The 14,637-nt window shown below is 62.3% G+C and carries 10 protein-coding genes and 1 pseudogene; 5 read left to right on the top strand and 6 right to left on the bottom strand.

The features are described from left to right. Window positions 1-8: 8 nt before the first annotated feature. From ACOZJV_RS03740 to ACOZJV_RS03720, 5 genes and pseudogenes are all read left to right on the top strand, one after another. A pseudogene (locus tag ACOZJV_RS03740) lies at window positions 9-1,229 on the top strand (response regulator); the annotation flags it as partial. After that, window positions 1,229-2,044 (top strand): CheR family methyltransferase, encoded by an 816-nt coding sequence (locus tag ACOZJV_RS03735; RefSeq protein WP_020298001.1) that lies wholly within the window; start codon window positions 1,229-1,231, stop codon window positions 2,042-2,044. The pseudogene ACOZJV_RS03740 and the gene ACOZJV_RS03735, both read left to right, overlap by 1 nt. Then, window positions 2,041-2,646, top strand: coding sequence for a chemotaxis protein CheB (locus ACOZJV_RS03730; RefSeq protein ID WP_201130897.1), 606 nt, complete (start codon window positions 2,041-2,043; stop codon window positions 2,644-2,646). The genes ACOZJV_RS03735 and ACOZJV_RS03730 overlap by 4 nt, the downstream gene beginning before the upstream one ends. Further along, the gene (locus ACOZJV_RS03725) at window positions 2,640-3,833 is read left to right on the top strand and encodes a hybrid sensor histidine kinase/response regulator (protein WP_421546874.1); all 1,194 of its coding nucleotides are present in this window, start codon (window positions 2,640-2,642) and stop codon (window positions 3,831-3,833) included. The genes ACOZJV_RS03730 and ACOZJV_RS03725 overlap by 7 nt, the downstream gene beginning before the upstream one ends. Before the next feature lie 66 nt (window positions 3,834-3,899). After that, a complete protein-coding gene (locus ACOZJV_RS03720) occupies window positions 3,900-4,277 on the top strand; it encodes a response regulator (protein ID WP_020297998.1) in 378 nt (125 codons plus the stop codon). A gap of 24 nt (window positions 4,278-4,301) precedes the next feature. On the opposite strand, the gene ACOZJV_RS03715 is transcribed toward ACOZJV_RS03720, so the two are convergent. The 6 genes from ACOZJV_RS03715 to ACOZJV_RS03690 form a co-directional block, all read right to left on the bottom strand. After that, a complete protein-coding gene (locus ACOZJV_RS03715; protein WP_421546873.1) occupies window positions 4,302-5,969 on the bottom strand; it encodes an ATP-binding protein in 1,668 nt (555 codons plus the stop codon). Next, the gene (locus tag ACOZJV_RS03710; protein WP_078472280.1) at window positions 5,966-7,468 is read right to left on the bottom strand and encodes an ATPase domain-containing protein; all 1,503 of its coding nucleotides are present in this window, start codon (window positions 7,466-7,468) and stop codon (window positions 5,966-5,968) included. Before ACOZJV_RS03710 ends, ACOZJV_RS03715 begins: the two co-directional genes overlap by 4 nt. A gap of 284 nt (window positions 7,469-7,752) precedes the next feature. Further along, window positions 7,753-8,808 carry a tetratricopeptide repeat protein gene (locus ACOZJV_RS03705; RefSeq protein ID WP_201130899.1) on the bottom strand — a complete coding sequence of 352 codons (1,056 nt, stop codon included), beginning with the start codon at window positions 8,806-8,808 and terminating at the stop codon, window positions 7,753-7,755. A gap of 76 nt (window positions 8,809-8,884) precedes the next feature. After that, the gene (locus ACOZJV_RS03700; protein WP_421546872.1) at window positions 8,885-9,784 is read right to left on the bottom strand and encodes a bestrophin family protein; all 900 of its coding nucleotides are present in this window, start codon (window positions 9,782-9,784) and stop codon (window positions 8,885-8,887) included. Window positions 9,785-10,032: 248 nt separating this feature from the next. After that, entirely contained in the window at window positions 10,033-11,454 is a 1,422-nt protein-coding gene (locus tag ACOZJV_RS03695) for an efflux transporter outer membrane subunit (RefSeq protein WP_078473479.1), read from the bottom strand. Next, on the bottom strand, window positions 11,451-14,630 hold the full coding sequence (locus ACOZJV_RS03690) for an efflux RND transporter permease subunit (RefSeq protein ID WP_078473478.1): 3,180 nt from the start codon (window positions 14,628-14,630) through the stop codon (window positions 11,451-11,453). The genes ACOZJV_RS03695 and ACOZJV_RS03690 overlap by 4 nt, the downstream gene beginning before the upstream one ends. Between the last annotated feature and the right edge of the window lie 7 nt (window positions 14,631-14,637).

Genomic DNA, 14,637 nt, shown 5'->3' with positions numbered 1-14,637 from the left:
CGATCGCGCGTTTTGCCGATGACCGCGACAAGGCTCCTTTTGCCACGCGCTGCATCCTGGTGGTGGAAGACGAGCCCAATTTTGCGCACATCCTCTATGACCTGGCCCATGAGCTGGGCTATCACTGCCTGGTGGCCCACGGCGCCGATGAAGGCTACAGCCTGGCGGCGCAGTTCATCCCCGACGCGATCCTGCTTGACATGCGCCTGCCAGACCATTCCGGGCTGACGGTGCTGCAGCGCCTCAAGGAGCACGCCGAGACCCGGCACATCCCGGTGCACGTGATTTCGGTGGAAGATCGAGTCGAGGCCGCCATGCACATGGGCGCCGTTGGCTATGCAGTCAAGCCCACCACCCGTGAAGAGCTCAAGGACGTGTTCGCGCGCCTGGAAGCCAAGCTGACGCAGAAGGTCAAGCGCGTGCTGCTGGTGGAAGACGACGACCTGCAACGCGACAGCATCGCCCGCCTGATCGGTGACGACGACATCGAAATCACCGCCGTCGGCCTGGCCCAGGAAGCCCTGGACCTGCTGCGCCAGAACATCTACGACTGCATGATCATCGACCTGAAACTGCCGGACATGCTGGGCAACGATCTGCTCAAGCGCATGTCCACCGAAGACATCTGCTCGTTCCCGCCGGTGATCGTCTACACCGGTCGCAACCTGACCCGGGACGAAGAGGCCGAACTGCGCAAGTACTCGCGCTCGATCATCATCAAGGGCGCCCGCTCGCCGGAGCGCCTGCTGGATGAAGTGACGCTTTTTCTGCACAAAGTCGAATCCCAGCTGTCCCATGAACGACAGAAGATGCTCAAGACCGCCCGCAGCCGCGATCGGGTCTTCGAGGGGCGCAAGATCCTGCTGGTGGACGATGACGTGCGCAACATCTTCGCCCTCACCAGTGCCCTGGAGCAGAAAGGCGCGGTCGTGGTGATTGGCCGTAACGGCCATGAAGCGATCGCTAAATTGAATGAAGTCGAGGACATCGACCTGGTGCTGATGGACGTGATGATGCCGGAGATGGATGGCTATGAAGCCACGATCGAGATCCGCAAAGACCCGCGCTGGCGCAAGCTGCCGATCATCGCAGTGACCGCCAAGGCCATGAAGGACGACCAGGAACGTTGCCTGCAGGCCGGTTCCAACGACTACCTGGCCAAGCCGATCGACCTGGATCGCTTGTTCTCGCTCATTCGAGTCTGGTTACCCAAGATGGAAAGAATCTAGTGGAGCGCAATACCGAAATCGAACTGCGTTTGTTGATCGAAGCTATTTATCTCAAATACAGCTACGACTTTCGCGACTACTCCGGCGCTTCGATCAAGCGCCGGGTCAACCATGCCTTGCGCCAGTTCGAATGCAAGACCATATCGGCCCTGCAGGAACGGGTGCTGCACGACCCGACGGCGTTCATGCAACTGCTGCAGTTCCTGACGATTCCGGTCAGCGAGATGTTCCGCGACCCGTCGCATTTTCTGGCGATCCGCCAGGAAGTGGTGCCGCTGCTCAAGACCTACCCCTCGATCAAGATCTGGATCGCCGGCTGCAGCACCGGTGAAGAGGTGTATTCCATGGCCATCCTGCTGCGCGAGGAAGGCTTGCTGGAACGCACCATCATCTACGCCACGGACATCAACCCCAGCTCGCTGGAAAAGGCCAAGCAGGGGATTTTCTCCCTGGAGAATATCCGCGCCTACACCCACAACTATCAGCAGGCCGGTGGCCAGCGCTCGTTTGCCGATTACTACACGGCGGCCTACGACTACGCGATTTTCGACAAGACCCTGCGCGAGAACGTGACCTTTGCCGACCACAGCCTGGCCACGGACAGCGTGTTCTCCGAAACGCAATTGATTTCTTGTCGTAACGTATTGATTTACTTCAATAAAAAGTTGCAGGATCGGGCGTTTGGGTTGTTTCATGAGTCCCTGTGCCATCGTGGCTTCCTGGTACTGGGCAGCAAGGAAACCCTGGATTTCTCCGCCTACGGCAAGCATTTCGAACCCCTGGTCAAACAAGAACGGATCTACCGCAAGTTATGAGCCACGGTGTTATCGAACCTGAAACCCTGCCTCGGGTCGAGGCTGTAGTCGTCGGCGCCTCGGCGGGCGGCGTCGAGGCGCTGTTGAGCATCTTTGGCGAGCTGCCACGGGGCTTTGAGCTGCCGATCATTGTCGTGCTGCACCTGCCGGACGAGCGCCGCAGCCAGTTGGCCGAGGTCTTTGCCAAGCGCGTCGCGCTGCCGGTCAAGGAGGCCGAGGACAAGGAGTCGGTGACCCCCGGCACCCTGTACTTCGCCGCGCCCGGTTATCACCTGTCGGTGGAGCAGGATCGCAGCCTGTCCCTGAGCCTGGAGGCGCGCCTGCATTACTCGCGCCCGGCCATCGATTATCTGTTCGAGTCCGCGGCCGATGCCTATGGGCCCAGGCTTGCGGCAATGCTCCTGACCGGGGCCAATCAGGATGGCGCCCGGGGCCTGGCCCAGGTCAAGCGGCGCGGCGGCCTGACCGTGGTCCAGGACCCGCAGGAAGCCCAGGTCGCGACCATGCCGGACGCGGCGCTGGCCCTGCACCAACCGGACTATATTCTCCCTTTGCGCGGCATCAGCCGTCTGCTAGTCGAGCTGGAACGAATCGCATGTTAAGTACCCTTCAAGCCAAGCTGCTGATCGTCGACGATCTGCCGGAGAACCTGCTGGCCCTCGAAGCGCTGATCAAGCGCGAAGACCGCACCGTGTACAAGGCGCTGTCGGCTGACGAAGCGCTGTCGCTGCTGCTGCAGCATGAGTTCGCCATGGCCATCCTCGACGTGCAGATGCCCGGGATGAACGGATTTGAACTGGCCGAATTGATGCGCGGCACCGAAAAGACCAAGAACATCCCTATCGTGTTTGTCAGCGCCGCTGGGCGCGAGCTCAATTACGCCTTCAAGGGCTATGAGAGCGGGGCCGTGGACTTTCTGCACAAGCCGCTGGATATCCATGCGGTGAAGAGCAAGGTCAATGTGTTCGTCGACCTGTATCGCCAGAGCAAGGCCATGAAGCAGCAGGTCGAGGCCCTGGAACAGAGCCGGCGCGAGCAGGAAGTGCTGCTCAAGAAGTTGCAGGCGACCCAGAACGAACTGGAGCAGGCGGTGCGCATGCGCGATGACTTCATGTCGATCGTGGCCCATGAAGTGCGCACGCCCCTCAACGGCCTGATTCTCGAAACCCAACTGCGCAAGATGCACCTGGCCCGGGACAACGCCGCCGCGTTCACCCTGGACAAGATGCACGCCATGGTCGACCGAGATGAGCGCCAGATCAAAAGCCTGATTCGCCTGATCGAAGACATGCTCGACATCTCGCGCATCCGCACCGGTAAGCTGTCGATCCGCCCCAGCCGCTTTGATCTGTGCCAATTGGTCCGGGGCCTGCTGGAAAACTTCGCGCCCCAGGTCCATGCCGCCGAGTCGTCGGTGAGCCTGAGCGCCGAGGACAGCGTTGAAGGCGAGTGGGATGAGTTCCGCATCGAGCAAGTCATTTCCAACCTGCTGACCAATGCCCTGCGCTACGGCGCCAAGAGCCCGATCGAAGTGCGGGTCTACCGCCAGGACGGCGAGGCGCGGGTGGAGGTGCGTGATCACGGGATTGGCATCAGCGAAGACAACCAGAAGCGGATTTTCCAGCAGTTCGAGCGGGTTTCCGGCAGCCCGGTGGCCGCCGGCCTGGGCCTGGGATTGTTCATTTCAGAGCAGATCGTCGCCGCTCACGGCGGCTCCATCACCGTCCAGAGCCAGATCGGCGAAGGCGCGCTGTTTCGCGTGAGCCTGCCGCTTGGGGAAAACCACTAAACTCGACGCAACCTCTGCGTGACCCAGTGGTCGTATCAGCAGCAATTGACCGAACAAAGGCGCCCCATGAGTGAAGATGCACAAGACGTCGTATTGATCGTCGAAGATGAACCGGTGATTTTGATGTTGCTCGCTGACTACCTGTCCGGCCTGGGTTACCGGGTCCTGCAGGCAGAAAACGGCGAACAGGCGTTCGAGATCCTTGCCAGCAAACCGCACCTGGACGTGATGATCACGGATTACCGTCTGCCTGGCGGGATTACCGGGGTGATGATTGCCGAGCCGGCAGTCAAGCTGCGCCCGGACCTGAAGGTGATTTTTATCAGCGGCTATCCGACCGAGATTCTTGAATCCGGCAGCCCGATCGCCAAGACCGCGCCGATCCTTGCCAAGCCGTTCGACCTCAACAGCTTGCAGGAACAGATCCAGGAACTGCTCGCCTGAGCGCCGGCCTGATGCCTTTGGGCATCAGGCCTTGATCATTTCCCGGACCTTGGCGGTCAGCAGGTCGAAAGTGAAGGGTTTGGTGATCATCTGCATCCCCGGGTCGAGGAAGCCGCCACGCACCGCCGCGTGTTCGGCATAACCGGTGATGAACAGAACCTTGAGCTCCGGGCGGATCTGCCGCCCGATCTCCGCCAGTTGCCGGCCGTTCATGCCGGGCAGGCCCACGTCACTGATCAGCAGATCGATGCGTTGGCCCGAGTCGAGAATCGGCATCGCCCCGACGGCATCGCCGGCTTCGACAAAGTTGTAACCCAACTCGCTCAATACCGCGCTGACCAGCACCCGGACGGCCGTGTCGTCTTCGACAATCAGCACCGTCTCGCCGTTCTGCGCATAGGGCAATAGTTGTGGTGCCAGGTGTTCGTCCTGTTGCACGTCGCCACTGAAACGCGGCAGGAACAGGCTGACTTCGGTGCCCCGGCCCAGGGCGCTGGTGATGCTGACATGGCCGTGGGACTGCTTGCTGAAGCCGTAGATCATCGACAGGCCCAGGCCAGTGCCCTGGCCGATCGGCTTGGTGGTGAAAAATGGATCGAACACCCGGTTGATGATGCTTTCCGGCATGCCGCAGCCGTTGTCGCTGACGCGCAGGACCACGTAGTCGCCGGGTTCCAGGTTGTCATGGGCCTGGGTGAAGTCGTGGTCCAGATGCTGGTTGAACGTCTCGACCAAGAGCCGCCCGCCATTGGGCATGGCATCGCGGGCGTTGAGCACCAGGTTGAGCAGGGCGCTTTCCAGTTGATTGGGGTCGGCTTCGGCGACCCACAGCGTGGGGTTGAGCTGCATCTCCAACTGCGTGCTTTCACTCAGGCTGCGGTGCAGCAGCTCACCCATGGACGTCACCAGGGTGTTCATCTCCACCGGTTTGGAGTCCAGGGACTGGCGCCGCGAAAAGGCCAGCAGCCGGTGAGTCAGGCCCGCGGCGCGGTTGGCGGAGGTCACGCCGAGGTCGATCAGGCTGTCCAGGTCTTCGGTGCGGCCCCGGGCCAGGCGCCGTCGCAGCAGCTCCAGGCTGCCGATGATGCCGGTCAGCATGTTGTTGAAGTCATGGGCAATGCCCCCGGTCAGTTGCCCGACCGCTTCCATTTTCTGGGATTGCCGCAGGGCCTCTTCGTTGTGCCGCAGCTGCGCGGTGCGCTCCTCGACCTGCTGCTCCAGGGTTTCCAGGGTGCTTTGCAGGCGCAGTTCGCTCTGGCTGAGGTCGATCAGCCGATCCCGCGCTTCATACTGGCGCCGCCGTCCGCGCAGGGCGGTGCTGACCAGGCTGATCAGGGTGGCCGGGTGAAATGGGCGTTCGAGAAAGGTCACATTACCCAGGTTGCCCAGGCCCGAGGACGGGTTCTGCTCCGGCCCGCCATGGTGAGTCAGCAGCACAATCGGCAGATCGGACCACGCAGGTTGCTGCTCTAAGTGCTGCAGCAAGGGTTCGATATCGGCCCCGCGCAGGGCTTCGGCGGAAATAATCAGCAGGCCGGCGCCGTGCTCCAGTTCCTCGCACAGCGCCGCCAGATGGGGGGTAATCACCCCCTGAAAGCCCGCTTCCTTGAGCATCAGTTGCGCCAGTTGGCTATCACGCCCCAGTGGCGTGAGCACCAGGGCGCGTTCGGAGAGCGGTTCGATAACGGTCACGGCTGCTCATCCTCGAGCAGCGGATTGCTCTCGCCGAGGTAGGTGGGCACGCCGCGCAACACGCCCTGGAATGCGGCCAGGGGCTCGCCGATGGTCATGCCCTGGCTGCCGATACGGTATTCGCGGATGGTCGATTCATGGCTGCCGGTACGCTTCTTGATAATGGAAATGGCCCGGCGCACCTTGCCCAGGGCCTCGAAGTAACGCAGCAGGATCACCGTGTCGGCCAGGTAGGTGATGTCCACCGGCGCCTGCATGTCGCCGACCAGGCCGTGCTGGGCCACGGTCATGAAGGTCGCGGCGCCCTGGCGGTTGAGGTACAGCAGCAGCTCGTGCATGTGCAGCACCAGGGCGTTCTCTTCAGGCATGGCGGCCTGGTAGCCGTTGATACTGTCGATGACCACGGTCTTGATATTGCCTTTGTCGACGCAGCGCCGGACCCGGTGCGACAGTTCGCCCGGTGACAATTCGGCGGCGTCGACCTGCTCGATCATCAGGTTGCCGGTGGCTTGCAGGGCCTCGAGATCGATGCCCATGTTTTTCATGCGTTCAAACAGCAGGCCGAGTTCTTCGTCGAAGATAAACAGCGCGGCTTTTTCGCCACGGGCCACAGCAGCGGCGGCGAAGACCATGGAGATCAGGGATTTGCCGGTACCGGCCGGGCCGAGGATCAGGGTGCTGGAGCCAGTCTCGATACCGCCGCCGAGCAGGGCGTCCATTTCCCGGATGCCGCTGGTCAACTGTTGACGCACGTAACGCCCACGGTGCTCGGCGGCCACCAGCCGTGGGAACACATGGACGCCATCGCCCATGATGGTGAAGTCATGGAAACCGCCGCGGTATTTCTGTCCGCGGTACTTCACCACGCGGATCCGTCGCCGTTCGGCGCCATAGTTGGGGGTCAGCTCTTCCAGCCGCACCACGCCGTGGGCGACGCTGTGGACGGTCTTGTCCAGGGATTCGGTGGTCAGGTCGTCCAGCAGCAGGACGGTGGCGTCGTAACGTACGAAGTAATGCTTGATGGCCAGGATCTGGCGGCGATAACGCAATGAGCTTTGCGCCAGCAGGCGGATCTCCGACAGGCTGTCGAGCACCACGCGGGTTGGCTTGACCCGCTCGACCACTTCGAAAATCTGCTTGGTGGCTTCGCCCAGCTCAAGGTCCGAGGAGTACAGCAGGCTTTGCTGGTGCTCGGCGTTGAGCAGGCTTTCCGGCGGGGTGAGTTCGAAGATATGGATGTTTTCGTCCAGCTCCCAACCGTGGGACAGCGCACCCTGGCGCAGTTCACGTTCGGTTTCCGAGAGAGTGATGTACAGCGAACGTTCGCCGGCGCGGGCGCCAGCCAATAGAAAATGCAAGGCCACGGTGGTCTTGCCGGTGCCAGGCTCGCCCTCAAGCAGAAACACATGCCCGCGGGATAAGCCGCCGGAAAGAATATCGTCCAGACCTTCGATGCCGGTGGCGGCTTTGGCGCTGATCAACTCGGTGGATATCGTCAAGAAATGCCCTCGCGTGGCGACTGATCGTAATAGGCAGTGGCGCGCGAACGCCCTTCAAAGCACTGCCTCAATACTTGACCGTCGCCGATGATGGCGGTTCAACATTTATTGTTCTGTAGGGGCCGGGGGCGGGGGCTGTCGGGGATTTATGAGGTAGTGCGGATGTTCAGCGCCCGACCAGTTCTGTAGCCGCTGCCGATGGTTGCGCTGGCCCTTCAGTGCGCTGAAGTGTGTCAGGTGTACATGCGCAGGGGCGACTGGCCAGCGCAACCTGGCGGCAGCGGCTACAGGCCTTGCTGCAGTGCCGGGTCGTCGGGGTTTTGTTGTTCGAGTTGGGCCAGCAGCACCTGGACGTTTTGCAACTGGCCGCTTTCTTTCCAGTAGCTGATCAGCAACACCCGTGCCTTGCGGTTGGCCGGCTGGCGCTGGACGATTTCTTCCAGTTGTTTCTGTGCCGCTTCCAACTCTTGCTCACTGTGCAGGGTGGTGGCGAGGTCGTAGCGGTAGTCCGCGTTGTTCGGCTCCAGCTCCACCGCGCGCGACAAGCCGAGCAAGGCAAATTCGCCCTGTTGGTGATGCAGCAGCCACAGGCCCAGGGCGTGTTGCAGATAGGCCGAGTCCTGCTGCGCCTGCAGCTGCTTGGCCAACAGCTGGCGCGCGGCGTCGCTGCGCCCCTGTTTATCCAGCACTTCTATTTGCAGCACCACGGCCTGCAGGTTATCCGGTTGCAGGCGCAGGGCCTGCTCAAGGGCCTGCTGGGCTTTGACCAGGTCGGCGTTGTGCAGGTACAGGCGCGCCAGTTGGTACTGGGCTTCGACATCGTCCTCCCGGGTCTTGAGGACCTGGGTGTATTCGTCGATCACCTGTTGCAGGGGGCCGAAATACAGCCCCTGGTCGTCCGGCGACAGCCCGAGCAACGCGGTGGCGGCGGCAAACCGCACCTCCTGCTCCCGGTCTTCCAGCAGCGGACCCAGCAGCAGGCTGCGCTGACCGTTGGGCACCAGCCCCAGCACACTTTGAATGGCCGCCTGGCGCACTTCGGCGCTGGGGTGGTAGAGGTCGGCGTCGGCCAGTTTCAGGGCTTGCGGGCTGGGGTAGTTGGGCAGCTCATTCAACAGCCGGATGCGTCGGGCATCGGTCAGGTCAGGGCGCGCCAATTGCTGATAAAGCACCCGAGCCGCGCCCCCCTGGCCGTTGCGTGCCTGCTCCAGAGCCTTGGCATAGCCATGCTTGATCGCCTCCGGCACTTGCGGCGGGCTGCTGCGCAGCATGAACCAGCCCAGGCTCAGGGCCAGGGCAATAAGCAGACTGATCAGCAGATAGCGACGGGGAGGGGACATGCAGGATTCCGGAGCAGAGCGACTTTTTCTAGAGGCGCAAGCTTCGGTCAGGAACCGGCTGGAGTCAAACCCGGACTCAGGTCAACACGTACTCCACCGGCTCCAGCGGCGGCGGCAGCGGGCTTTGCCCCAATGCTGCCAGGACTTCGCGTTCGAGGGTGCGCAGGATCGCGTTGCACGGCAGATCGTTCTCGTCAAAGCCGAACGGATCCTCCAGATCGTCACCGATTTCGTCGAGGCCGAAAAAGGTGTAGCTGACGATCGCGGTAAAGATCGGCGTCAGCCAGCCCAAGGGTTCGGCCATGGCAAACGGCAGCAGGATGCAGAACAGGTAAATGGTGCGATGCAGCAGCAGGGTGTAGGGAAAGGGCAGCGGCGTGCTCTTGATCCGCTCGCAACTGGCCTGGACCTGGCTCAGGCTCACCAGGCGTGTTTCCAGCTGGGTATAACGCCACTCGCTGATCAGGCCCTGTTCGGCCAGGGCCGAGCAGCGCCGCCCCAGGCTCTGCAGCAGGTTGTCGGTGATATTCGGGTGACTGCGGTCGAGGGGTTCGCTGACCCAGGGCTGGCCCGCGCTGACTTCGTCTTCCAGGCGCAGGCGGGCGATCAGGCTGTGGGCGAAACCGCAAAGCTCGCGCAGCAGACTGTCGCGCTGCGGGCTGTATTGGATGATCAGGGTTTCGCGGATCAGCGAGCGCACCTCGATGATCAACTGGCCCAACTGTTTGCGGCCTTCCCACCAGCGGTCATAGCAGGCGTTGTTACGAAAACTCATGAAAATCGACAGTGACAGGCCGAGCAAGGTGAAGGGCGTGGCATTGACCTTGGAGAAGTACGCCGGGTGCAGGGTTTCCACCAGCACAATCACCGATGCCAGCAGGGTCACCAGGATGCTGCGCAGGGCGATCCGCTTGGCAATCGACCCTTTGAGGGAGAACAGGATGCCGATCAGGTTCGGCTTGGGACGGACAATCATCGAGGGACTACGACCAATGGCGGACACGGTGCCGCAGGGCTTGCACGGCGGGTTAAGGCTAGAACCCGAGCTGTGGGTTGTCCAATTGCTATGGCTGACAGGTTGATCAATACCATCTATCAATGATCGCCTCTTCATAAGTCAAAAGGTCCTCGGCGTTAAAAGCGAGGCCAAAAAAAGCCCCGCGACCGAATGGGGCGCGGGGCAAAAAATTGGTTGGTTGCGGCCAACCAAAGGAGCTCTGTCTGTTACTTGCTGGCCACCGTCTCGGGCTGCCAGCCGCCACCCAGGGCCTTGTAGATGGCAACGATGCCGCGATACAGGTCGACTTCGGCCTGGGCCTGGGAGTCTTCGGCGGCCAGGCGTTCACGCTGGGCGTCGAGCAGGACCAGGAAGTCCACCGTGCCCTCGCGATAGCGGATCTGCGCCAGGTCGGCCGCCGCGCGACTCGATTCACTCTGGCGAATCAGCGAGATCAGCCGTTGCTGGCGCTTGCCGTAGTCGCTGAAGGCGTTTTCCGACTCTTCCAGGGCCAGCAGGACTTGCTGCTCATAGGTCGCCAGGGCGCCATCGGCATTGGCGTCGGCACCGCGCAGGCGGGCCCGCACACTGCCCAGGTCGAACGCAGCCCAGGTAATGCTAGGACCCAGGGCCCAGGCATTGGCGGCCGAGGAACCGATCTGCGAACCGCGCCCGGCCGTAAAGCCGAGGAAGCCGCTGAGGCTGACCCGTGGGAACAGGTCGGCCTTGGCCACGCCGATCCGTGCCGTCGCCGCTGCCAGTTTGCGTTCGGCGCTGAGAATATCCGGACGGCGTTGCAGCAGTTCACCCGGGTCGCCGATCGGCAGCGCCTTGGCGATTGCCGGCAATTGCGCCGGGCTCAGGTCCACGGTGAGCTTGTCCGGGCGCTCACCGAGCAGGGTGGCAATGCGATTGCGCTGGCGTACCTGTTCCGCTTGCAGTTGCGGCACGCTGGCTTCGACCGACGCCAGGCGCGCATCGGCGCGCACCACGTCGAGCTGATCGCCGACCCCGGCATCGCGCAGGCTCTCGGTGATCTTGCGCGACTCCTGCTGGTTGTTCAGGTTGGCCAGGGCGATTTTTTCCCGCAGCTGGGCGCCGCGCAGTTGGCCGTAGGCGTCCACCAGCTCGGCGATCATGGTCACTTGCAGCTGGTACAAGTCAGCCTCGGCGGCCTGCTGGTCAGCGTCGCTGGCTTCCAGGTTGCGCTGGATGCGGCCAAACAGGTCCAGCTCCCAGGCCATGTCCAGGCCCAGGTCGTAGCGCTCGCTGTTGACGCGCTTGGTGGTCTGGCCAGGGATCTGCCCCTTGGCCAGGTCACTGCTGGCACGGCTGGTGATGGTCGGCATGGCGTCATTGCTGGCGTCGTCCCGAATCGCCCGGGCCGCACGCAGCCGGGCAAAGGCTACCCGCAGTTCGCGGTTGCCTTGCAACGACTGGGTCACCAGCTGGTTGAGGATCGGGTCCTCGAACTGCTGCCACCAGATACCTTCGAAGCGTGCACGGTCAAAATTCTTCTGTCCGGCGGCGCCATCGGTGGCGGCCGTGATATGGGCCGCCTCCAGGTTCTCGGTCTTGTAGTCCGGACCTACGGCACAGGCGCTCAGCGCCAGTACCAGGAGGCTTGGCAGGAAGACTTTCAGGCTCATTGTTGCGCCTCCAGTTTCAGGGCGCGGGCGGCTTTGCGGGCCTCGCTGCGCTCCACATAGTTGCGGATCAGGACGTAGAACACCGGCGTCAGCAGCAGGCCGAAGAAGGTCACCCCGAGCATCCCGGAGAACACCGCGACACCCATGGCGTGACGCATTTCCGCGCCGGCACCGCTGGAGAACACCAGGGGCACCACACCCATGATGAAGGCGAACGAGGTCATCAGGATCGGCCGCAGACGCAGGCGGCAGGCTTCCAGCACCGCAGCCAGCGGGTCCAGGCCTTCCTCTTGCTTATCCTTGGCGAACTCGACGATCAGAATCGCGTTCTTGCACGCCAGGCCCACCAGTACGATCAAGCCGATCTGGGTGAAGATGTTGTTGTCACCCCCCGACAGGATCACCCCGGTAATGGCCGAGAGCAGGGTCATCGGCACGATCAGGATCACCGCCAGTGGCAGGCTCCAGCTTTCGTACTGGGCGGCGAGCACCAGGAACGCCAGCAATACACAGAGCGGGAACACAAACAGCGCGGTGTTGCCCGAGAGGATCTGCTGGTAGGTCAGGTCAGTCCACTCGTAGGTCATGCCGTTGGGCAGTTCTTCCTTGAGCAGTTTCTCGATGGCTTTCTCGGCCTGGCCGGAGCTGTAGCCTGGGGCCGCCGCACCGTTGATTTCAGCGGTGATAAAGCCGTTGTAGTGCATCACGCGGTCCGGGCCCGAGGTGTCGCTGACCTTGATAAAGGTCGCCAGGGGGATCATCTCGCCTTTGTTGTTGCGCACCTTGAGCTGGCCGATCTGGTCCGGTTCGAGGCGGAACTGCTGCTCGGCCTGGACGTTGACCTGGTAGGTGCGGCCAAAGCGGTTGAAGTCGTTGGCATACAGCGAACCCAGGTAGATCTGCAGGGTGTCGAAGATGTCACTGACGGCGACGCCGTGGGTCTTGGCTTTTTCCCGGTCGATGGCGGCATCGACCTGGGGCACGTTCACCGTGTAGCTGGTGAACAACCCGGCCAGTTCCGGCACGTTGTGGCTCTTGTTGATGATGTTCATGGTTTCTTTGTACAGCTCGTCATAGCCCAGGTTGCCCCGGTCCTCGATCTGCAGGCGGAACCCACCGATGGTGCCCAGGCCCTGTACCGGCGGCGGCGGGAAGATCGCCATGTAGGCTTCTTCGATCCCGGCGAACTGGCCGTTCAAGGCACCGGCAATGGCGCCGGCCGACTGGCTCGGGTCCTTGCGCTCGTCAAACGGCTTGAGGGTGACGAACACGATGCCGGCGTTGGTGCTGTTGGTGAAACCGTTGATCGACAGGCCAGGGAAGGCCACGGCCGCCTCGACCCCAGGCTGTTTCAGCGCCAGGTCGGACATGCGTTTGATCACTTCCTCGGTACGGTCCAGGCTCGCCGCATCCGGCAGTTGCGCGAAGGCCACCAGGTATTGCTTGTCCTGGCCGGGTACGAAGCCGGTCGGGGTGCTGGAGAAACCGAAGAAGGTCAGGACCATCAACCCGGCGTAGAGCAACAGGGCGATGCCGCTGCTGCGGATGACCCGGCCCACGGTGCCGACGTAGCCATGACTGGCGCGGTCGAAGAAACGGTTGAAGGGACGGAACAGCCAGCCACCGAAAATCTTGTCCAGCACCTTGGAGAAACGGTCCTTGGGCGCGTCGTGGCTTTTCAGCAACACCGCTGCCAGGGCCGGCGACAGGGTCAGGGAGTTGAAGGCCGAGATCACGGTCGAGATGGCGATGGTCAAGGCGAACTGTTTGTAGAACTGCCCGGTCAGCCCGGAAATAAATGCCGCCGGGATAAACACCGCACACAGCACCAGGGCCGTGGCGATGATCGGGCCGGTGACTTCACGCATGGCGCGCTTGGTGGCGTCCACCGGGTTCAAGCCGAGTCCGATGTTACGTTCGACGTTCTCCACCACCACGATGGCGTCGTCCACCACGATCCCGATGGCCAGTACCAGGCCGAACAGTGACAGGGCGTTGAGCGAGAAACCGAACAGGTGCATCACGGCGAAGGTGCCGATCAGCGAGACCGGTACCGCCACCAGGGGAATGATCGAGGCGCGCCAGGTCTGCAGGAACAGGATCACCACCAGCACCACAAGAATCAGTGCTTCGAACAGGGTATGCACCACCGCCTCGATCGAGCCACGAACGAAGATCGTCGGGTCATAAACGATGCTGAAGTCCATGCCTTCGGGGAAGTTCTTCTTCAGCTCGGCCATCTTGTCCCGAACTTCATTGGAGATCTGGATCGCGTTCGAGCCTGGGCGCTGGAAGATCGGGATCGCCACCGCCGGCTGATTGTTCAGCAGGGAGCGCAGGGCATATTGGCTGGAGCCGAGCTCGACCCGTGCAATGTCCTTGAGTCGAGTGATTTCACCGTTGTCGCCGGAGCGGATGATGATGTTCTCGAACTCTTCCTCGGAAACCAGACGCCCCTGGGTGTTGACCGACAGCTGGAAGCTGGTGGCGTTGGGGGCGGGCGGCGCACCCAGGGCACCGGCGGCGACCTGGCGGTTCTGCTCGCGAATGGCGGTTACCACGTCGGTCGCGGTCAGGTTGCGTGAAGCGGTCTTGTTCGGATCGAGCCAGACCCGCAGTGAGTAGTCGCCCATGCCGAACAGTTGCACGTCACCGACACCGCCCAGGCGCGCCAGCTCGTCCTTGATATTGAGCAGGGCGTAGTTGGACAGGTAGAGCATGTCGTAGCGTTTGTCCGGCGAGGTCAAGTGCACAACCATGGTCAGGTCGGGCGAAGCCTTGTCGACGGTGATACCGATACGCGTCACTTCTTCGGGCAGCTTGGGCTCGGTGCGGGTCACGCGGTTTTGCACCTGCACCTGCGCGTTGTCCAGGTCGGTGCCCAGGGCGAAGGTGATGGTCAGGGTGATTTTGCCGTCGGCGGTCGACTGCGAGGACATGTAGAGCATGTTCTCGACGCCGGTGATGGCCTGCTCCAGGGGAGCGGCCACGGTTTCACCGATGACCTTGGGGTTGGCCCCCGGGAAGTTGGCGCGTACCACCACGGTCGGCGGCACCACTTCCGGGTATTCGCTGATCGGCAACTGGAACAGCGAGATCGCGCCGGCGATCAGGATCAGCAGCGAAAGCACCGCAGCGAAGATCGGCCGTGAAATGAAGAATTGGGAAAAATTCATCGGAGTT

The sequence above is a fragment of the Pseudomonas sp. QD4 genome (assembly GCF_049199125.1).
In the GTDB taxonomy this organism is placed as follows: domain Bacteria; phylum Pseudomonadota; class Gammaproteobacteria; order Pseudomonadales; family Pseudomonadaceae; genus Aquipseudomonas.
This window is presented reverse-complemented; position numbering and strand designations above follow the sequence as displayed.